This window comes from Desulfuromonas acetoxidans DSM 684 (assembly GCF_000167355.1).
In the GTDB taxonomy this organism is placed as follows: Bacteria; Desulfobacterota; Desulfuromonadia; order Desulfuromonadales; family Desulfuromonadaceae; genus Desulfuromonas; species Desulfuromonas acetoxidans.
The window spans coordinates 124,779-144,394 of the sequence record NZ_AAEW02000006.1; the positions used below are offsets into that span (position 1 = coordinate 124,779).

The window sequence follows — 19,616 nt, forward strand, 5'->3', positions numbered from 1 at the left end:
TTACTGGCATAAGGGTAGCAAACTGACACCCGGTTGGCCAGCACGCGGCCAGAAGATACATCGTTGAACAAAAAAAGCCGAACGGTCAAAGACAGTCCGGCTTTCAGGAGGTTACCCGTGGATAAATCGCGGATAACTACATCTTTTCAGCATCTATCTGTTGGCTCAAATGCTCTTGCCAGCGTTCGCGAAACGGCTGAATAAAAGCATCGAACTCCTGTTGTTGCGCCGGGCTCAGGTCGGTCCGAATCTCCTCAACGGTCTGCCGTATCAAAACTTGAACTTCAGGGCGAATTTGACGGCGAAGCTGTGCCAGTTGTTGCTGGGTACTGTTGAGAATTTCCGTCACCTGCTGCTCCTGATCAGACGATAAGTCCAAACGCCCACTAAGTCGTTGTACGAGAAGTTGAGAGATGGCCGGTGCCCCTTGCTCTACCACAGTCGTCACCTTATGGCGCAGGAACAACCCTGTCCCACCGACACCGACACAGATCCCGGCCACAAAGACCACGACCATGACGATCCACAATTTCCATCTTGTCATCATGACTCACACCCTTCCCACAGTTATAAAGTCAGCAACGCCAGCGTTTCAAACACCGGATCTTCGACAATCATGGCGAACATGTCGTAATCCATGCCGGCAGAGGAATAAAACGCCACAGCACCCACAACAACCGCACACAGTGTGCACACGGTCGCGAATCCCCACACCTGCTGCGGTGACACATCGAACAGGTTGCCGGCTCCGCTGAACAGAGCCGGCAGCGAAAAAGGTTCCGGCTTCTCTATCGTCTCTACGGCAATTTTTTTCATCACCTGCTGCTGCCAGCCGTCACCAGGATGAACCGGTGAATCGGACTGAAGGTAGGCACGCCGCAAACCGTCCTCAAGTTTTTCCAGATTTTTATCCGTCATTTCTTCCCTCCCCACGAACTAAAGGGGCCAGTTTCTGCCGCATTTTTTCTCTTGAACGATGAGTGCGCACCCGCACATTGATTGCACTCCAACCAAGAACTTTTGCAGCCTCCTTCACCGTCAGCCCCTCCAGATGAACCAGAGTCAAGGCAATCCGATCCTTTTCCGATAATTCGGCCAGAGCATACTTAAGTAATTCACGGGCTTCATCTCTGGCCTCACCACGGTTAAACTGTTCCGTGGCATGATGTGAAATCACCCCGTCGATCCAGTCCTGGTGGTCCGGTGTCAAAGAACTCAGCGGGACCTCTTTTGAACGATAATAGCGTCGCCAATAATCATAGCTGCGATGGACGGCAATCCCGGCCAACCATTTTTTAAACGGCATCTGGTCATTGTATTTGGCCAGCGAGCGAAATACTTCGATAAACACATCCTGAGCCGTCTCCTCCACCACGTCGTTGGGCAGAATCCCCGAGACAATTTTGAAGACATAGTTTTGATAGCGGGTCATCAACGATTCAAACATGTCAGTCTGGCCATTAAGGACCTGACGGATAATCTGTCGATCATCCTCTTGTTCCCGACAGGCCTGTACACTGTTTGATTTCATGTTCATGTCCCTTGCAACCGGCGCTGATTCATACAACACAGCATCCATGGTGGTTGTCCGGCTCAACGAGCCCCTCCGGATTGACGCATCGCCCGGAAGCGCTGTTTTGCCGTCTCACGACTGGCGGCCATCTCTTCCAGTGACACCTGACTGTCGTTATTGGTATCAATCTCTTCAAAGCGCTTCTGCATCACCGTATGCCATTCAGTTTCACTGATCAAGCCGTTACCGTCACTGTCTGCAGCGTTGTAGAGCATGTCCATGGGACGCTGCCTTGAAGAGAGCGCATGCGCCTTGGTGAACAGGATACACGACAGAAGTAGCGCTAGCAGAACAATCACCAGGTAACTGCGTTCGATAGGGCAAAAGCGCCGTAGCGTGTTAAGAGAATCATTCATCATCAATTCCCTCCACCGCTGACTGTTTTTGTCCAGGTGTTGGTTTCAGGATCCCAGGACCCTTCAACGGTTTTCGTCGCACTGTTGCCCTCTGGGCCGGTAACGGTTTTCGAACGGCTGTAACCGCTGTCCGTCCGGGTCAGAGATTGTGAAGCTGTGGCACTTTGACCGTTGGCATTGGTCGCGGTTGTTTGCCGACTCCATGTGCCGCTGTCGGCATCCCATTGCCCTTGTGTTGATTTTGAGGTGCTGTACCCCTGCGGCCCCTGGCGCACAATATCCCGCTGATAGCCCTGATCGGTTCGATTCACGGTATTGGTACGTGTGGCCGAGTTGCCACTGGCACCACTACGAGTCACCTGACGTTGAAAAGCCGTCGCCTGATCGACCCAACCAACCATCACCAGCAGTACAACGGCCAGCAGCCCCAAAGAAGCACGGCGGGAACCATCTCCGAATTGACCTTGTTGATAGCGTTGCATAAGTCACTCCTGTCTGTTACATCCTTGTCCAGGAAAAAGCGTTCAAGGCACACCGTATGCCTCAAGCCCCGTCCCTATGTGTCATAGCTCAAGGTTCGCAGGGAGATCATCAGGAGTTACACAACGGATAAATTTTTTCTGGTGGGTACCAGCAAAGCCGGCAATCTTGATCTTTTTAGCGTTAGCCATAGCATTCTGTCTACTTTTGGCCTAAACTTTATTCTTTTGTGGTCCTCTGCCTGGAACTGATTGCTCCGACAAACACCATCTGTTCTCACAGTTGGTGCCCACATAACGCGGGCTGCCGCGGCGGAACGGGAGAGCATGGTGCGCGGCTAGGCTATTGCGCGCTATTCAATCTTAATGTCCTGAGGCTCAAGCAAGAACAACAGACAACGCTCCGACATCTACATCCGGCAAAGTGGCCACCTGGGCCAGCGCCTCACAAAACGCCTGATGATCAGGATGTTCCGACAGATGAACCGCCCGGCGTTGATATTCGGCCCGGCTCCAGGTACCCCAATTGATCAGAGGGCTGAAATAGCTGCGTGCACCGAATCGACGGGCCAAATGAACAAAATCGCTCATCTGGTGGTAATTGTTGAGTTGCACGACGCAGCTCAGCAACAGGTCGATGGACAAGGACTGGATAAAGGCCAGATTCTCCAAGAGCAGATTGAAATCCCCGCCGCGGTTCTCAGCATAAACCGTCACATCAGCAGCATCGATGGAGATCTCGGCGGAGGTCAAATAGGAATGAAGGTGGGCCAGTTCAACCCAGCGTTGCGGCGTCCATAACAGGCCGTTGGAATGGAGATGCAACCGCTGCAAACGGGGAAATGTCGTTGCACTGACCTGATTGAGAATCTGCCGGTAACCGGCGGCAGCAAACGGATCGCCGTGGCCACTCAGACGCAACTCCTCGACGTCCGGTGCCAGCTCGTCACCCACCAGCCGCACCAGACAATCAATCCTCGCCAGAGCCGAATCATCCAGAACAGGGGGCTGATGACGACAACTGGGGCAGGTCAAATTGCAGCGCGGATCAAAACTCAGATTCAACGTGTTCGGACCATGTTTCAGGCAGGTATTTTTCTGACGAATGTCCTCCAGCAGGTGCGCATCATCACACTGATCAGCAACAGCCACGGGAGACGTGATCGCAGCGAGAAACGGACACCGTCGGGCGCTGCAGTTATGTAAGGTGCCATTGATAACGGTTTTGCGTAATTCAACAGCCACGGCACCGTTCCACACCTGACGCCACGGGGTGGTCAGCAAATTACCAACAGGACGCCGTAACCAGGCCGGACAGCAGACAAAGGCTGAGCCGTCATCGTGAATCTCCAGCCAGTCAAACGGCCGACTGCACACGTACGCAATCTTCATAAACGCCCGTGGGAGGAGTCCTCCACGCCATCATCCAACAGTTGCACGGCATAGTGCCGTCCATGGCGATCACAATATCCGCCCCCTTCTTGACGAAACAACTCCAGGTCCGGCGTGGTTTTCGTCCGCTCGCGACGTGCACTGATTTTGGCCATAATCGGAATCAACAGAGTTTCCAGAGCAGCAAGAATCGACAGAACGGCAATTAGCTTGAAGACCGCATCGTCATCATAACCGGTGACAATCATGGTGGTAAACACCAGGGCATTGGCACTAATGGTCACAACGGTAGAGACACGCAACCACTGAAAATGGGGCTCCAACCGCACCATTAACAGGGCCAGCGCATGAGCAAAGCCAATCGCCCACACCGTAAAGATGCCGACGCTACGCCAGTAGGTGTCGACATCAACATCTCCCCAGGCACCATAAATACCAAGAACGGCAGCGATCATAGCCAGGACAATCCCGCTGACAGCGGGCCAGCGCCTTTGCGTGGCAACCAGATAGGCACTGCAGCACAACGAACAGATGCTGGCTCCGGCAATCACCGTGGTTGTCACCAGCACGCGAATTTCAAACGCGCCAAAGGACCCGCTGATCACGGTAATAATGGCAAACAGGGCACTGATCGCCAGAAACAGGCCGACAGAATAGAGGGAGATACGACGTAAACGGTCATTGTCCATCATGTTTTATATCGTCTCTTTCATCCGGTGTGTTACAGGTTCAGCTCAATGTCGTACACCGACGCCAGATAACGTAAATATCCGGCATCTTCGCACATGCTCTTGCCCGGTTCATCGGAGATTTTTGCCACCGGCTTGCCGTTAGCCGCCACCATTTTGATCACCATGTTCAGAGCCGGTTGACCGATATCGTTGGTCAGCATGGTACCAATCCCGAACGAGACCTGCACGCGGCCATTGAAATACTGGTAAATTTCCAGCATCCGTTCAAAGGTCAGGCTGTCACTAAACACCAGGGTCTTCGACAGCGGGTCGATCCCCATAGCCTGATACATGGCAATGGCTTTTTCACCCCATTCGATGGGTGGGCCACTGTCATGGCGCAGACCATCATACAATTTGCCAAAATAGGGATCGGAAAAATCGCGCATGAACGCATCCATGTTGTAACAATCGGTCAGAGCAATGCCGAGACGCCCGCGGTATTCCCGCACCCAGCTTTCCAGCGCCGCCTTCTGGGCATCGGCCAAACGGGTCACAGCCTGCCAGGCCTGAAACCATTCGTGGGCCATGGTGCCGATCGGCATCAGGTTATAACGGCGCGCCAGATCCAGGTTACTGGTACCGGTAAAATAGTCGGGTAATGCTTCATGCAGGCGGCAAACCACTTCCTCCTGCCAGGCGCGGCTGGCACGACGCCGGGTGCCGAAATCGGCAAAGTGAAATCCCGGCATCGGTCCGGGTGCCTTGAGCTGGTCGATCTTCTCTTCGAGGCGCCGGCGGGCCACATCCAGATCAACGCCGCCGTAATGCGCCAGCGTATGCAGTTCACTGATAATTGCCAAGGTGCAAATCTCGAACAGGGTCACATGCAGCAGCGGGCCACGGAAACGGATATCCAACTGCCCCTCAACAACGGCCAGAGACACAAAGCGCATATCGAGATGGAAAATGCGCAGAAATTCGATGAAATCGTGGGTAAAAAAAGGGAATTGATCGAGATAATCCAGTTCCTCGTCAGTAAACTGAAGCGAACACACCTGTTGTAACTGCCACTGCACATCCTCGCGCAACGTGGTCAGATCAAAGCCGTGATCATTACGGCAGGCGAACTTCCACTCCACGGATACGGTGCGAAATTCCGGGGCATGAAAAAACGCCTGCAACATGCTTATTTTATACAGGTCGGTATCGAGAAGACTGTGAATCAGAGGCTGGTCAGTGATGCGTGGACTCATGCCGCCTCCAGTTCACGGCTGGCGGCAATCAGCACGACTCCGGCCTGGCGCATCTCTTCCAACGCAGCGGCGGAACTCTCTTCAGCCACACCACGGCAGGCTGCCAGGTTGACCACCACAGTGAAGCCATTGCGTGCCAATTGCAGTGCTGTGGTTTTGACGCAGAAATCAGTTGCCAGACCGCCGACCACCACACAGTGGATGCCGTGGTCACGCAGCCACTCAATGACTCCGGTGCTGGTCTGTTCGCTCAAGTCATGATAGCAGGCCCCGTAAGGATGCTTGACAGGGTCCATCCCTTTCTCCACCACCAGATCATAATCCTGTTCCGCAGGCAGACCGGGGATCAACTGGTTACCCCGCGTACCAACCACACAATGGGCCGGCCATTTAACATCAAGATCAGGATAATCTACGCCAACGGGTTGAAGAATCTCTTGCGGTGTTGTCGCAATCCATGGGGCTTGGGCAGGATGACAGTCTTTACTGACCAGCCGCAGCCGGGCATAGCCGGCCTGGGCATTCAGCTCGTTAACAATGGCATCGCCGTCAGCAACGGGCAATTCATCGGGACACAGCGGCGTAAAGCCACATTGCGGATCGACATCGAAACTGGCGGTGTCTTGTGAATAAATCACCATAAACGTGGTTCCTTTGAAGTGTGTTGTTCTCAACCATGTCGAATCCCAGAGTAGAAAATCAAATAATTATATGTGTCTGTCATACCATAAAAAAAAGGCCGGGTTCAAAAAAACCCGGCCTGAATCAGATCTGCATATGGAGTGAAACTATTCGAGTACAACCAGCAGGTCGTCCTGCTGCACCTGATCGCCCTCTTTATAAAGCACCTCTTTGACTAAACCGTCAATCTTGGCCTTGATGTTAGTTTCCATCTTCATCGCTTCAGTGACGATCAGGGTGTCGCCCTCTTTCACTTCATCGCCAACGCCAACATTGAGCTTGAAAATTTTGCCCGGCATCGGGGCACCGACCTCACGATCATTGCCTTTTTCCGCCTTGACGTGCTCGCTCTCGTCGGTCTCGGCAGACAGGTCTTTGACCTTGATCTGGCGCGGCTCACCGTTGAGTTCAAAGTAGATATTACGAGTACCGTCTTCATGCACTTTGCTAATGGCCGTCAGGGTGACAATCAGCGTTTTACCCGGTTGGATTTCGATGCTCACTTCATCACCAACATCGAGACCGTAGAAGTACACCGGGGTCGGCAATACCGAGGTATCGCTGTAATCCTGGCGATGACGGTCAAACTCCTCGAACACACCGGGGTACAACACAGCGGAAGACACATCGCGGTCGAGCACCGGATGACCGACCTTCTTCTCCAGTTCCTCTTTCTTGGCGGCAAAATCCACCGGCTCGAGGAACTCACCAGGACGGTGGGTAAACGGCTGCTCGTCCTTGAGGATAATCTTCTGCAGCTCCTCAGGGAAACCGCCGTACGGCTGGCCGAGCATCCCTTTGAAGAAGTCGACCACACCCTGCGGGAAGGTCAGCTCATGGCCGCGCTCCATAACATCCTGCGGTGTCAGATTATTCTGCACCATGAACATGGCCATGTCGCCAACGATCTTAGAGGACGGGGTTACTTTGACCAGGTCGCCGAACATATCGTTGACCTCACGGTACATGCGCTTACACTCTTCCCAGCGATGGCCGAGACCAAGGCCCTCAACCTGCGGCTTGTAGTTGGAATACTGACCACCGGGAATCTCGTGGTAGTACACCTGGGCGGTACTGGAACGCAACTCCGATTCAAACGGCTCGTAGTAGGTGCGTACTGTCTCCCAATAGTTGGCCAGAGTCTGCATGCCTTCGTTATCGACCGCCGGGTCCCAGATGGTGCCTTCGAGGGTCGACAGCAAACCGTTCATACTCGGCTGTGACGTCAACCCGGAGATGGAAGACAATGCCGTATCGACAATATCCACACCAGCTTGAGCCGCCTGCAACAACATGGTGCCGCCGTTACCGGAGGTGTCGTGGGTATGCAGATGCACCGGAATACCAATCTCGTTTTTCAACGCCTTGATCAGTTTCTCAGCAGCAAACGGCTTAAGCAGGCCGGCCATATCCTTGATACCAAGGATATGAGCGCCCATCTTCTCCAGCTCTTTGGCCATCTTAACGTAGTATTCGAGCGGATACTTGTCGCGCTTGGGATCGGTAATATCACCGGTGTAGCACATGGCGGCTTCACAGATGGCGTTGTTCTTCTGCACCGCCTCCATGGCAACACGCATCCCTTTGGTCCAGTTCAGCGAATCGAAAATACGGAACACATCAATACCGCCAGCAGCGGCTTTTTCAACAAAGTCTTCAACCACATTGTCGGGATAGTTCGTGTAACCCACCGCATTGGAGCCACGCAGCAACATCTGAAACAACAGGTTGGGAATCTTGGTGCGCAGACGATCAAGACGCTCCCAGGGATCCTCGGTCAAAAAGCGCATCGACACGTCAAAGGTCGCTCCACCCCACATCTCCAAGGAGAACAGACCACCGGCCAGATGGCTGGTCGCCTCGGCAATTTTATCGATGTCATAGGTCCGCACGCGGGTCGCCAACAGCGACTGATGGGCATCGCGCATGGTGGTGTCAGTCAGGAGCAGACGCTTCTCATTCAGCGCCCAATCCGCCAGACCTTGTGGCCCCTTGGCCATCAGGATGTCACGGGTGCCGCGCGGGCGAATCGCTTCCGGCTGAATGTGCGGCAGCTCCGCCTCATGCAGATCCCTGAAATGCAAACGCTTCTTGATATTGGGATAACCGTTCACCGACACATGGCCGATATAATGAAGCAGCTTGTTAGCGCGGTCTTTTTTCTCCTGAATATCGAACAGTTCCGGATGGTTATCCAAGTAGGAGGTGTTGCACTCCCCTTTGAGGAACGGCTCGTGGGTGACGACGTTCTCCAAAAAGCCGATATTGGTCTTCACACCACGCACGCGAAATTCCTGCAACGCACGGTTCATGGTGCGGCAGGCATCGACAAACGACAGTCCCCAGGTGGAGACCTTAACCAACAGCGAATCGTAATGCGGGGTGATGCGTGAGCCGGAGTAGCCGTTGGCCGCGTCAAGACGCACACCAAAACCAACGGCGGTACGATAAGCCTTGATGGTGCCAAAATCCGGCGCAAAGTTATTGGCCGGATCCTCGGTGGTGACACGGCACTGAATAGCATAGCCGCGCAGCTCAATATCTTCCTGCTTTTCGACACCGATTTCAGGATCAGACAGTTTGTAGCCTTCAGCGACGCGAATTTGGGTCTGCACCAGGTTGCGCATGGTTACCAACTCGGTGACGGTATGCTCAACCTGAATACGCGGGTTGGTTTCGATAAAGTAAAACTTGCCCTCGTTGTCCATGAGAAACTCAACGGTTCCGGCATTGAGATAACCGACTTCGTTGGCAATCTTCATGGCATGGGAGCACACTTCTTCGCGTTTTTCCTGTGACAGAGAGGGGGATGGTGCCAGCTCAATCACCTTTTGGTGGCGACGTTGAATCGAGCAATCCCGCTCAAAATAATGAACGATGTTGCCGTGGCTATCGCCCATGATCTGCACTTCAATGTGCTTGGGATTTTCAATAAATTTTTCGAGGAAAACGGTACCGTCACCAAAGGCTGCTTGTGCCTCTGAAGCCGCCGACTTCAGCCCTTCAAGCAGCTCATCTTTGTTGCGTGCCACCCGCATGCCGCGCCCACCACCACCGGAAGCGGCCTTGACCATAATCGGATAACCGCACCCCTTGGCAAACAGCAGAGCTTCCTCTTCGGTTTTTACCGGATCTTCAGTGCCGGGCACCACCGGCACACCGGCTTCAAGGGCCACATGACGCGCAGCCACCTTGTTCCCAAGCCGACGTTGAATCTCCGCCGTGGGACCGATAAAGGTAATACCGGCGCGCTCACACGCCTCGGCAAATTCAGGATTTTCGGACAAAAAGCCATAACCGGGGTGAATAGCATCGACCCCTTTCTGGCGCGCCAACTCGACAATTTCTTCAATGCCGAGATAAGCGTCAATCGGCCCTTTCCCTTTACCAATCTGATACGCTTCATCAGCTTTGTAGCGATGCAGCGACAGTTTGTCCTCTTCGGAATAGATGGCGACGGTGCTGATACCCAGCTCGGTACACGCGCGAAAAATCCGGATCGCAATCTCGCCGCGGTTGGCGGCCATAATTTTCTTGAACTGTTTTACTGCCATACTCTCCTCCTGATAGAATTCGGAGTTCCATCCCATTTTTATTCACGAAGAAAAATTCGTGATATTTTTTAGTCTTACTTAAAAAGTGCTGTTATTTCGAATACTTACAAGGTCCGATCAGCGCACATCTAAACAGAACCCCTGGTGTTTTGTCAAGGCATAATATTGTTCTATTTTTAACACACATGGTGAAATGGTACCTGAAAACACCGAAGATACCAGATATCACAACAGTTATTCGAACCGAGCAAAAAATCATTTTTAGAAAAAATCAACGTTTGTCTGAAAACGTTTTTTTCTTCTGAGCAACCACAGTTTTTAAGTGTACTAAAGTTTGCCGATCATGCATCTGCCCACAAAAAACGTCGCACAAATAAACAACGACAGTGACTTGCCTGTTTTTTTCAAATCGTGGTATTCTGCCAGTCAAAAAAATGACGCTTCGTCATGAACCAACCGGAAACAAAGGGTGACCAAGCAGCATCGGACTGTTATGGTGGAGGAACTATGGATAAGAGATGTTCAATCCTGTTGATTGACGATGACGAACAAAGTTGTGCAACACTCGGCTTATTGCTGAAAAAATCCGGCTACTCCGTCGAAACCGCTCTTTCCGGAGAACAGGGGTTAGAGCTTCTGCCCAAAACTCCATTTGAAATTGTCATCACAGATCTGCGCCTGCCAGGCATGGATGGACTGGAAATTCTCAAACGGGTCAAGGAGCACAATGCCGAGATCAATGTCATCCTCGTCACGGGCAACTCATCAGCTGAGTCGGCGGTCACAGCCATGAAATACGGTGCATTCGACTACATCACCAAGCCACTCAATTTCGATAAACTCAAAGTCATTCTCGACAAAGCTCAGGAAAAGCTGCAACTGGTCGCCGAGAACCGCTTTCTGCGTCAACAGTTGCGTGGCCGTTATACCTTTGACAACATCATTGGCACCAGCATGACCATGCAGCAGGTTTTCTCGCGCATGCAGAAAGTGTTGCACACGGATTCCTCATTGCTGATTCTCGGGGAATCCGGGACCGGCAAGGAGCTGGTGGCCAAGGCGATCCACTTTAACGGGCCACGTAAAGATCAACCGTTTGTCCCCATCAACTGTGGTGCCATCCCCGCCGACCTGCTCGAAAGTGAACTGTTCGGCCATCTCCGTGGCTCTTTCACCGGTGCAATCGCCAACAAATGCGGTAAATTCGAGCAAGCCAATGGCGGCACTATTTTTCTTGATGAGATCGGCACCATGCCGGTTCACCTGCAGTTAAAGCTATTACGTGTTCTTCAGGAACAGGAAGTCCAACCGGTGGGCAGCAACCGTAACATCAAGCTGGACGTACGGGTGATCTCGGCAACAAACGCGGACCTGGAACAGATGGTTCGTGACGGCCATTTCCGGGAAGATTTATTTTACCGACTCAATGTCATTCCCATTACACTGCCCCCCTTGCGCCAGCGCAGTGAGGATATTGCGTTACTGGTCCGTCACTTTCTGCAGAAAAGCTGCCGCTATATGAATCGGTCGTTGATGCCCATGGAAAGTGCGGCTCTTCAGGTTCTGGAAAACTACGACTGGCCGGGCAATGTCCGTGAGCTGGAGAATGTCATTGAACGCACTGTGGCTTTGAGCGATGGCCCGCAGATCACCTTGCAGGACCTGCCCCCCCATATCACCGGCAAACATACGCCGACCATGTCCGAGCAGAACCTCTACACGCTACCGGCGGATGGCGTCGATATGCCGAAACAGATTCAGGAGATTGAACGACACTGGATCAGTCAGGCCTTAGAGATGAGTCAGGGCATCAAAGCGCGTGCAGCCGCCATGCTCGGCATCAACCGCACCACGCTGGTAGAGAAGATCAAACGACTCGGGCTGCCGCAATAAATACGACAGCCCGAAAGAGAAGTACCCCGCTGTTGAGCACAGCCCTTGACGGGATCAGCGACTCAACAATGTTCTTTAAGGTGATTGTAAAACGCTGTGGCCAGCGGACTGAGCTGACGGTTACGCCGCTGAACCAGGTAAAAGGAGCGTGGCATGCTGACGCCCTCAATCGGAACCGTCACCAGACTGCCCCGTTCGACATCTTCAGCCACCGACAACGATGACAGGATCGCTACGCCAATACGTGAGCGAACGCCCTGGCGCACCGCCTCATTGCTGCCCACCTCGGCAACAACCTGAAAATGAGGCACTTCAACGCCGGCTTTTTTCAGCCCTTGCGTCATCTCAATACGGGTGCCCGATCCGGGCTCACGGAGAATAAACGGCATCTCAAGCAATTCACCGGGATACACCGACGACTTTTTTGCCCAGGGATGATCAGGATAAACGGTCAGGACCAATTCATCGGAAAACATCTCTTCACACTCAACGCGCTGATCTTTCCACAAAGTACCGATCAATCCCAGTTCAAGCGTCCCCTTGAGAATATCTTCAACCACCGCCGTCGTGCCGGAGATCTTCAGCATCAGCTCGATACTGGAATACGATGATTTAAAGCTGTCAATCATCGTCGGCAGCAGATAGGCGCCGGGAATGGTACTGGCACCAACAGCCAGTTTTCCGGACAGGTTGCCCTGAAACTGCTTGATCGCCTGATCCGCTTCATCTTTAAGCTGAATAATCCGACGGGCATATTGATAGAGAATTTTTCCGGCATGGGTTGGCTGGGCACGACGTCCGAGGCGATCAATCAATTTCTCGTTGTAGTGCTCTTCCAACGTCCGGATATGCTCACTGACCGACGGCTGCGACAGCAGTGCCGCTTCGGCAGCCCGGGTAAAGCTTCCAAGATCAACAACTTTGCAAAAAACTTCGAGTCGGCGAATATCCACACGCATCTCCTGACAGCAATGTTTTAATAGGAATTGCCGATATTATCAGAAGTGGCAAGGGGACGCAATCCTGGAAATCAAAGAACATTCATTCTTTTATTATTTATGAATAAAATCGATATTAATCAGTTTTTCCCGATATCTAGCGTTTCGCCCCCGAAAAGAACCCTGGAGAATTCCCGTGAAAAAACAGGGCAAAAATGGATAGGTCACATTAATAATGAAGAGCTTTTTGCCCACGCTATTCCCATGCAGCCGTTTTTGGTCAGGGCGTACCATCAAGAATATCACGTACCTTTTCGTCACTCAGAGTGAGGCCAAAAAACAATTGGTAGAAATGGCGTGTTGTTTCAACCATATCCAAGTGGACCGCCTGCGGGTAAAGGCTCTGAGCCAACCATTGCAGGCCGAGAAATCGCATCATGGAGGGAGGCCGATCAAACCAGTTCAGTGGATGGTCGGGAATAATCAACACCTGATCACTCTGAATGGCTTGAACCTGTTGCCACGTTGGCATGTCAACAGCGTGCTCATAAAAATCTCGCTGCGCTGTAATAACCACCTCGGGGTTATACATCAGCACCTGTTCCTGGGTGATTTTGTCTCGACCACGTCGCTGTTTCAGGACGCCTTTATGGACATTGCAACCACCGGCGAGCCCAATCAACTCAGCATGAAAGGAGTACTCAGGTTCTGTCTCCAACCCGTCATTGCCCTGGGCATAATACACTCGACGTCGCTGGGATACCGGGATGGTCGCCACAGTCGTGGCGACCTGTTCCAGAACACAACGCCCATAGCGTGCCAGTTTAAGTCCACGCTGCGGCTCCCCCAACAAGTGGCCCAAAAATTCCAATGTGGCCGGATAGTCTTGAAGACGATCCATGGCGACAAAAACCACCGGAATGTGCCATTGGTCGAGCTGACGCAACCAACGCTGAACGACCGGTGACCGACCATCTCCCCAGAAAATCACGACATCGGGATCAATGGCCAGCAAGGTCTCACGATTGACGCCCTGACCACCGAGAAAACTGCCAATCACCGGGCGCTGTTTAAGCCGCGGATCAAGAATCTGCCAGTCCGTATCTGAAGGACGTGAGGTAAAGGCAGCCAGCTTCATCGGGGCAACCGCGTAGATCATCCAATTGACTGGGGCCACACAGCCGACCACGCGATCGATATGGTCGGGAACCGTGACGCTGCGCCCCGCCATATCAACGACGTCACGCGCCGAAGCCGGCACAACCATCACCAGAACGATCAACAGGCCCAACAGCAACCGCGCTGGCACGACTAAAACACCCACTTCACCCCCAGGTAATAACCCCGCGGCGATAAAGTGAAATCATCGTGCTCTTCATCAAATAGATTATCAATCCCACCATACAAAGTCAGGCTTGCGGTCAGATCTTTTTCGACATGAAGATGGGTAAGCTGATACGCATCCTGTTCATTGCTCTCGCCATCTTCAGACGTCCCGAAATAGAGCCAGCGCACTTGAGTCATCACGCCCCAATAAGGGTCTAACCAGGCAAGCGTCACCCCGCTTTTCCAACGCGGCTCATCGGCAAGTTCGTCATGGGTCTGGCGGTCTTCGGTATCAACATAACTGAACTGTCCGGACAGTTGCACATCACCGGGCAATGCTACGGAGCTTTCAAACTCCACCCCTTCGGCGCGTACTTCATCGATATTGACCATGGTGAACGTTTTGTATTTACCACTTGCAGACTGCAACTGTGCGGCAATCAAATCATCCAGATCCGTGCGGAACACCACCAACTGGCTGCGGAAACGCCCCCAGTGGAAACTGGTTCCGGCTTCATAACTCTGAGAGGTCTCTTCATCAAGATCTTCATTATTTTGATAGGTTTCAAAACCTTTTTTCAGGATAGAGGTCACATACAGTTCATTGAGATTCGGTGCCCGAAATCCTTCACCATAACCGATCCACACCCGACCGTGATCATAATGCCAGGTCAGTGTCGCCCGTGGTGTCAGGTGACCACCAAAATCTTCGTGGTGGTCAAAGCGCACGCCAGCGACCAGGTTAAGCTGTTGCGTGATCCGCCAATCCGCCTGGGTAAACAAGGCACTGTTGAGCACCTTCTCTTCATTGTGATCCATGCCGCCGACTTTGAGACTGTCTTCGCGAACTTCCCCGCCACTGGTGAGAATAAACCGATTAGAAGTCGAGTAAGTCACCCGGCCCTCCCCCTGAATCAACCGCCGCCGTTCCTCACTTTTTGACGTAGGCGGATCAAAAGACGAGGTGGCTTTATATTGACTGGCGTAACCTCGCACCATGGCAGAGAGCGGCTCCCCCTGATTCAGGTGATATTCGGCAAATCCTCCCCAGCGGCGGTCATCGGCATCATAACGTCTATTGATATTCTGGTAATAACGACCGCCATCGCGTTCAAAATGGCCATATTCCCCACCGAACAACAACTGCTGCTTCGGGCCGATGTTTACGTTGGCACGTCCCAGCACGCTGTTCAATGAGGTTTCATCGACATCGTCCGGCAACGCACTGTCACCATCCCAATCATCCTTAACACTGCGCGCCACGCCTAAATTGGCCTGGATGTTTTCGCTACCGCCACCGACATAGATTTGACCAAGGTGTTCTGCGGAGGGACCGAAGCCACCACGCACATCGAGACCGGCTTCAGTCTGGGCTGTCGGCTGTCGGGTGATGATGTTGATCACACCGCCAATGGCATCGCTGCCGTACAAAGCCGAGGCCGGACCACGTACCACTTCGATGCGTTCAACCATGGTCACCGGTAACTGTGCCACATCCATTTGCGCTTTAAAGCTTCCCGCCAAGCGGCGGCCATCAAGCATCACCAGGGTGTGATTTCGGCCAATGCCGCGGATGGAGGTGCCGACATTGCGCCCTTCCGCAGTTATCAGCATCACCCCGGTCGCGTACAACAGCGCTTCGGAGACGGTTTCCGCACCGGTTTCAACCAGTTGCTGTTGATCGAGCACTTCCACAGCCCCCGGCACCTGATCTACCGCTTTCTCCGCCAGCGTTGCGGTAACAACCAGTGGCCCCAGTTCGGTTGCAGAGCCCTGACCAACTGCTGACATCGGCCAGAACATACATCCAATAACACCAAGTACTTGTGTCCAGCGTTTCAATACATTCATACGAGCTACTCCTACTCCTCCATAACAATGGACAGCGCCAGCAAAGCAAACGACACGATTCTGTCATCCACCCCAGCAGACGTGACCCAATTTGATGTGGTTCTATTCAGCCACTTTGGACAAATGCGATCTGAGACAACGTAGATAGTCGGATAGTTACGGTCGAGGCTGCCATAGCCTCGGCAGGGATACACAGGCACCATTGGCGAGAAAACCCAGTACGTGACACGATCATGTCACCAAGCCAGCATGATGTCAATACGATTTTTTCGTGCTCTTACCAAAGAGATCACAACAGCAGACAAGGAGAATCAATCAGCGCAAAGCAATTCGGGGCTGTCCTCCCAGAAGAAGAACAGCCCCGAATCATAAACAATCACAGCAGAGGGATGTGGGCATCGTCAATCATCACGTACCGGAGCAAGCTCACCGGTACGACGACTTTCATAGCCGGGCAGCTCCGAAAGAATTTTGCGGTATTGCGGTGAACGGATCACCTCAACCAGAGCCGTAATGCGTGGGTCAGACATGGCCGCGTCGAGAATACAGAATTCATACGCTTCCTGGCGCACGGAAATAAAATCAAGATTCTGTTGGTCACACACCAGACGCAATGAGACACCCGCCTGAGCAAAACCGCTACGGATCGCCAGAGCAACGGCACTGTGGTCATTAACCGTATGGGTGGGAACAAAATTATTTTCGTGCAATTCATCGAGAACCTGCCGGGCACCCGAGCCCTCCTCACGGGCAATCCAGCGCATATCGGCTTTCAGGATCGCGCCAGCACCATTCTGCGCCAACCCCGGAGACAGAGCCAGGCCCTCTTCCCAATCGGCAATTCGCACCAGATGAAAATCAGAGTGAAGGATTTGGGCGGCAGCCTGACGATTGCCCTGCTCCTCATCCGATTTACACAAATGAATACCGGCAACATGGATCAGGCCCTGTTCCAGTAACTCCAGAGCGGTACGACTGGAACGTTGCAACACCACCATACGGAACGGCGTCTGGCGGGCATACTCGGCGGCTAACAGACCCACCGCCGGATCACAACAGGCAATCACCAGCGTCCTGACCGGTTCAGCAAACGGGTGATCGACGCATTTGCCGTCACGACACACACCATCATGAGGCACCATCCCCATCGGACTGTGTTCGACAGGATACAACAGATGGCGCGACCCCACCATGGCGCGCCAGTAGCGCACCGGGTCCTGCGTGGGCGGCCAGGCCCATTGGGCGGTATCCTTACCGGCCAAGACGAAAAGATCTTCGACACGACAGTGAAAGGCTGAAGCCAATGCGAGAGCGGCAGCGGTGGAAGGGATCAGCCGCCCTGCTTCAATGGCACTGATACCGGTTCGCGACAACCCAGCCCGATCGGCCAGATCCTGCTGCGACCATCCCAGGCCCTCCCGTTTTGCGCGAATGGTATTTTGAAGGACAAAGTTTTCTTTTGACATATTTATATCACCATGACATGATTATATCTCACAGACGGAGGGCTCGTTCAAGAGTCTCCCATTCAAGGATCAGCCGATCCACGCTGGCTATATCAGCCATGCCCATGAGTTAAGACAGACTCAACGATAGCATTCCCCTGTTTTTTTTAGAAAGGATAAAGTTGTCATGCGAAGTTTCCTGATTGCCATTATTCTGTCTCTGGTGCTTTCCTCCACATCCATGGCTGGAACGATCAACATCTCGGTTGCCGCCAGCATGACGGATGCCGTCAAAGAGCTCATCACTTTGTTTCAACAACAACACCCCGAAACAACGGTGCTGCCAAACTTCGCTTCATCAGGGGCTCTGGCCAAGCAGATTGCCCAGGGTGCACCAGCGCAGCTTTATATCTCCGCCAACCCCAAATGGATGACTTATCTGGTCGACAACGATCTGATCGATAAAGAACGTGTACACACCCTTGCCTACAACACGTTAGTCTTTACAGGAAGGCCTGACGTCGCGTTGCAAGAGATGAATGACCTTCTGGCGTTGGAGACCCTGGCCATTGGCAGTCCGAAGAGTGTTCCAGCCGGTCAATATGCCGAGCAAGCTCTGCAAGCCGCGGGTCTCTATGAACAACTGCAAACGCGGCTGGTACTTGCCAAGGATGTTCGCCAGGCGTTGCTTTATGCAGACCGCGGGGAAGTTGACGGCGCGTTTGTCTATAAAACCGATGCCCTTCTGGCACAACATGCCAAGATACTTCTTGACGTTCCCCAACACCTTTATAATGAAGTCACCTACCCGTTTGCTCTGACACACAGCGGTGAAAAAAGCGCCGAAGCCTACGCATTTGCAGCGTTTCTCTCAACTGAAAAAGCCTCCGACATTCTGGAACACTACGGCTTTGTAATTCGTTGAGCACCACCACTTGCATCCCCCAGAAAAGTGCTATACTACACATTGAGGTCGTTACAAAAGACTGAGCCAGTAACACATTGAGCTTTACCCCCCTCACGCGATGGAGAAGACCATGAAACTGAGCGCACGCAACACCATGAAAGGCACGATCAAAGACATTATTCTCGGCCAAGTCAACGCGGAAGTGATTCTGGAACTGCCCGGCGGAGAGGTGATCACCTCAATTATTTCAAAAGATGCCGCCGAAGCTCTGGGTCTCACCAAAGGCAAAACAGCGTATGCCATCATTAAAGCGTCTGCCGTTGTTTTAGGCACAGACGATTAAGACAAAGAATATAATTTAAACAACAAAAGGGGGGTGGCACGCCACTCCCCTTTTGTTGTTTCAGTTGTCCTCTGCCAATATCAGCGCAAGCCCAGTCGGGAAAAAATCTCACACGTCGCGGTGGCACTGTTCAATGTATAGAAGTGAATACCACTGACCTGATGGGCAACCAGGTCTTTGACCTGTTCTATGGCCCAGTCGATACCGATTTGTTCAACATCTTCTTCACTGTCTGCTTCAGTGACCCGCCTGAGTAAAGGAGCCGGAAAACGTGCTCCGGCTGCCAGTTCGGCCATGCGCATCATCCCTTTGCGGGTACGTAACGGCATGATACCGGCAATAATTGGCACCTCAATTCCGGCCAGACAGCAGCGATCACAAAAATCGTAAAAATCACGATTATCAAAAAACAGTTGGGTGACAATGTAGTCGGCTCCGGCATCCACTTTTTGTTTAAGATAATCAATTTCCAGCAAACGGTTTGGCATTTCGGGATGTCCTTCCGGGAAACCGGCGACTCCGATACTGAAACCTGGAAAACGCTCACGGATGAATTTCACCAGATCAATAGCATGCGCAAAACCGTTAACGGGCGGGGTCCAATCCGGATCATCCAACGGCGGGTCGCCGCGCAAAGCCAATACATTTTCGATACCGTTTTGCTCATATTCAGCGAGAATCATCGCGACGTCATCACGCGTTGCAGCCACACATGTCTGGTGTGGCACCACGGTAACTCCCGTTTCGTTATGAATCCGTAACACGAGATCATGAGTTTGACTACGGGTGGACCCACCAGCTCCGTAGGTCACACTCACCGATGAAGGGGCCAATGGAGCTAACTCGGCAATATTGTCAAACAACCGTTCCCCACCAACAACTGTTTTTGGTGGGAAAAATTCGAAACTCAATGAGATTCGTCCCTGGTCGAGAATCTCTTTCATCAACATA

Annotated in this window: 18 protein-coding genes; 3 read left to right on the top strand and 15 right to left on the bottom strand. The window is 52.6% G+C overall.

Features of this window, described 5'->3' with window-relative positions:
* Positions 1-136 precede the first annotated feature (136 nt).
* The 10 genes from DACE_RS06240 to DACE_RS06285 form a co-directional block, all read right to left on the bottom strand.
* Positions 137-547, bottom strand: a complete 411-nt coding sequence (locus DACE_RS06240; protein WP_005999396.1) for a hypothetical protein — start codon at positions 545-547, stop codon at positions 137-139.
* Between the two features lie 20 nt (positions 548-567).
* A complete protein-coding gene (locus DACE_RS06245) occupies positions 568-918 on the bottom strand; it encodes a hypothetical protein (RefSeq protein WP_005999398.1) in 351 nt (116 codons plus the stop codon).
* The gene (locus DACE_RS06250; protein WP_005999400.1) at positions 908-1,531 is read right to left on the bottom strand and encodes an RNA polymerase sigma factor; all 624 of its coding nucleotides are present in this window, start codon (positions 1,529-1,531) and stop codon (positions 908-910) included. The genes DACE_RS06245 and DACE_RS06250 overlap by 11 nt, the downstream gene beginning before the upstream one ends.
* 62 nt (positions 1,532-1,593) lie before the next feature.
* Positions 1,594-1,932, bottom strand: coding sequence for an EF-hand domain-containing protein (locus DACE_RS06255; protein ID WP_005999402.1), 339 nt, complete (start codon positions 1,930-1,932; stop codon positions 1,594-1,596).
* Positions 1,932-2,411 carry a hypothetical protein gene (locus tag DACE_RS06260; RefSeq protein ID WP_005999404.1) on the bottom strand — a complete coding sequence of 160 codons (480 nt, stop codon included), beginning with the start codon at positions 2,409-2,411 and terminating at the stop codon, positions 1,932-1,934. The genes DACE_RS06255 and DACE_RS06260 overlap by 1 nt, the downstream gene beginning before the upstream one ends.
* Positions 2,412-2,786: 375 nt before the next feature.
* On the bottom strand, positions 2,787-3,800 hold the full coding sequence (locus DACE_RS06265) for a radical SAM/SPASM domain-containing protein (protein ID WP_005999406.1): 1,014 nt from the start codon (positions 3,798-3,800) through the stop codon (positions 2,787-2,789).
* A complete protein-coding gene (locus DACE_RS06270) occupies positions 3,797-4,492 on the bottom strand; it encodes a hypothetical protein (protein ID WP_005999408.1) in 696 nt (231 codons plus the stop codon). Before DACE_RS06270 ends, DACE_RS06265 begins: the two co-directional genes overlap by 4 nt.
* A 29-nt stretch (positions 4,493-4,521) precedes the next feature.
* The gene (gene pncB, locus DACE_RS06275) at positions 4,522-5,727 is read right to left on the bottom strand and encodes a nicotinate phosphoribosyltransferase (protein WP_005999410.1); all 1,206 of its coding nucleotides are present in this window, start codon (positions 5,725-5,727) and stop codon (positions 4,522-4,524) included.
* Entirely contained in the window at positions 5,724-6,368 is a 645-nt protein-coding gene (locus DACE_RS06280; RefSeq protein WP_005999412.1) for a nicotinamidase, read from the bottom strand. The genes pncB and DACE_RS06280 overlap by 4 nt, the downstream gene beginning before the upstream one ends.
* A 147-nt stretch (positions 6,369-6,515) precedes the next feature.
* Positions 6,516-9,962 (bottom strand): pyruvate carboxylase, encoded by a 3,447-nt coding sequence (locus DACE_RS06285; RefSeq protein WP_040366396.1) that lies wholly within the window; start codon positions 9,960-9,962, stop codon positions 6,516-6,518.
* 507 nt (positions 9,963-10,469) lie between these two features.
* Between DACE_RS06285 and DACE_RS06290 the strand changes: the two genes are divergently transcribed.
* On the top strand, positions 10,470-11,855 hold the full coding sequence (locus DACE_RS06290) for a sigma-54-dependent transcriptional regulator (RefSeq protein ID WP_005999416.1): 1,386 nt from the start codon (positions 10,470-10,472) through the stop codon (positions 11,853-11,855).
* A gap of 62 nt (positions 11,856-11,917) precedes the next feature.
* Here DACE_RS06290 and DACE_RS06295 read toward each other — a convergent pair whose 3' ends face one another.
* From DACE_RS06295 to DACE_RS06310, 4 genes are all read right to left on the bottom strand, one after another.
* Positions 11,918-12,808 (bottom strand): selenium metabolism-associated LysR family transcriptional regulator, encoded by an 891-nt coding sequence (locus tag DACE_RS06295; protein ID WP_005999417.1) that lies wholly within the window; start codon positions 12,806-12,808, stop codon positions 11,918-11,920.
* 265 nt (positions 12,809-13,073) lie between these two features.
* Entirely contained in the window at positions 13,074-14,117 is a 1,044-nt protein-coding gene (locus DACE_RS06300; protein ID WP_238326397.1) for an ABC transporter substrate-binding protein, read from the bottom strand.
* On the bottom strand, positions 14,105-15,970 hold the full coding sequence (locus tag DACE_RS06305; RefSeq protein WP_005999421.1) for a TonB-dependent receptor plug domain-containing protein: 1,866 nt from the start codon (positions 15,968-15,970) through the stop codon (positions 14,105-14,107). Before DACE_RS06305 ends, DACE_RS06300 begins: the two co-directional genes overlap by 13 nt.
* Positions 15,971-16,371: 401 nt before the next feature.
* Positions 16,372-17,436, bottom strand: coding sequence for a substrate-binding domain-containing protein (locus tag DACE_RS06310; protein WP_005999423.1), 1,065 nt, complete (start codon positions 17,434-17,436; stop codon positions 16,372-16,374).
* A 166-nt stretch (positions 17,437-17,602) separates the two neighbouring features.
* On the opposite strand from DACE_RS06310, the gene modA reads away from it, so the two are divergent.
* Both modA and DACE_RS06320 read left to right on the top strand, forming a co-directional pair.
* Positions 17,603-18,340 (top strand): molybdate ABC transporter substrate-binding protein, encoded by a 738-nt coding sequence (gene modA / locus DACE_RS06315; protein ID WP_005999425.1) that lies wholly within the window; start codon positions 17,603-17,605, stop codon positions 18,338-18,340.
* Between the two features lie 112 nt (positions 18,341-18,452).
* Positions 18,453-18,665 (top strand): TOBE domain-containing protein, encoded by a 213-nt coding sequence (locus DACE_RS06320; protein ID WP_005999427.1) that lies wholly within the window; start codon positions 18,453-18,455, stop codon positions 18,663-18,665.
* Positions 18,666-18,745: 80 nt separating this feature from the next.
* Here the strand turns inward: DACE_RS06320 and metF are convergent, their stop codons facing one another.
* Entirely contained in the window at positions 18,746-19,615 is an 870-nt protein-coding gene (gene metF / locus DACE_RS06325; RefSeq protein ID WP_005999429.1) for a methylenetetrahydrofolate reductase [NAD(P)H], read from the bottom strand.
* Between the last annotated feature and the right edge of the window lies 1 nt (position 19,616).

Bases quoted from the DNA above. Each gene is read 5' to 3' on its own strand.
- DACE_RS06240 (WP_005999396.1), bottom strand. From the start codon at position 547: ATGATGACAAGATGGAAATTGTGGATCGTCATGGTCGTGGTCTTTGTG.
- DACE_RS06245 (WP_005999398.1), bottom strand. From the start codon at position 918: ATGACGGATAAAAATCTGGAAAAACTTGAGGACGGTTTGCGGCGTGCC.
- DACE_RS06250 (WP_005999400.1), bottom strand. From the start codon at position 1,531: ATGAAATCAAACAGTGTACAGGCCTGTCGGGAACAAGAGGATGATCGA.
- DACE_RS06255 (WP_005999402.1), bottom strand. From the start codon at position 1,932: ATGATGAATGATTCTCTTAACACGCTACGGCGCTTTTGCCCTATCGAA.
- DACE_RS06260 (WP_005999404.1), bottom strand. From the start codon at position 2,411: ATGCAACGCTATCAACAAGGTCAATTCGGAGATGGTTCCCGCCGTGCT.
- DACE_RS06265 (WP_005999406.1), bottom strand. From the start codon at position 3,800: ATGAAGATTGCGTACGTGTGCAGTCGGCCGTTTGACTGGCTGGAGATT.
- DACE_RS06270 (WP_005999408.1), bottom strand. From the start codon at position 4,492: ATGATGGACAATGACCGTTTACGTCGTATCTCCCTCTATTCTGTCGGC.
- pncB (WP_005999410.1), bottom strand. From the start codon at position 5,727: ATGAGTCCACGCATCACTGACCAGCCTCTGATTCACAGTCTTCTCGAT.
- DACE_RS06280 (WP_005999412.1), bottom strand. From the start codon at position 6,368: ATGGTGATTTATTCACAAGACACCGCCAGTTTCGATGTCGATCCGCAA.
- DACE_RS06285 (WP_040366396.1), bottom strand. From the start codon at position 9,962: ATGGCAGTAAAACAGTTCAAGAAAATTATGGCCGCCAACCGCGGCGAG.
- DACE_RS06290 (WP_005999416.1), top strand. From the start codon at position 10,470: ATGGATAAGAGATGTTCAATCCTGTTGATTGACGATGACGAACAAAGT.
- DACE_RS06305 (WP_005999421.1), bottom strand. From the start codon at position 15,970: ATGAATGTATTGAAACGCTGGACACAAGTACTTGGTGTTATTGGATGT.
- DACE_RS06310 (WP_005999423.1), bottom strand. From the start codon at position 17,436: ATGTCAAAAGAAAACTTTGTCCTTCAAAATACCATTCGCGCAAAACGG.
- modA (WP_005999425.1), top strand. From the start codon at position 17,603: ATGCGAAGTTTCCTGATTGCCATTATTCTGTCTCTGGTGCTTTCCTCC.
- DACE_RS06320 (WP_005999427.1), top strand. From the start codon at position 18,453: ATGAAACTGAGCGCACGCAACACCATGAAAGGCACGATCAAAGACATT.
- metF (WP_005999429.1), bottom strand. From the start codon at position 19,615: ATGTTGATGAAAGAGATTCTCGACCAGGGACGAATCTCATTGAGTTTC.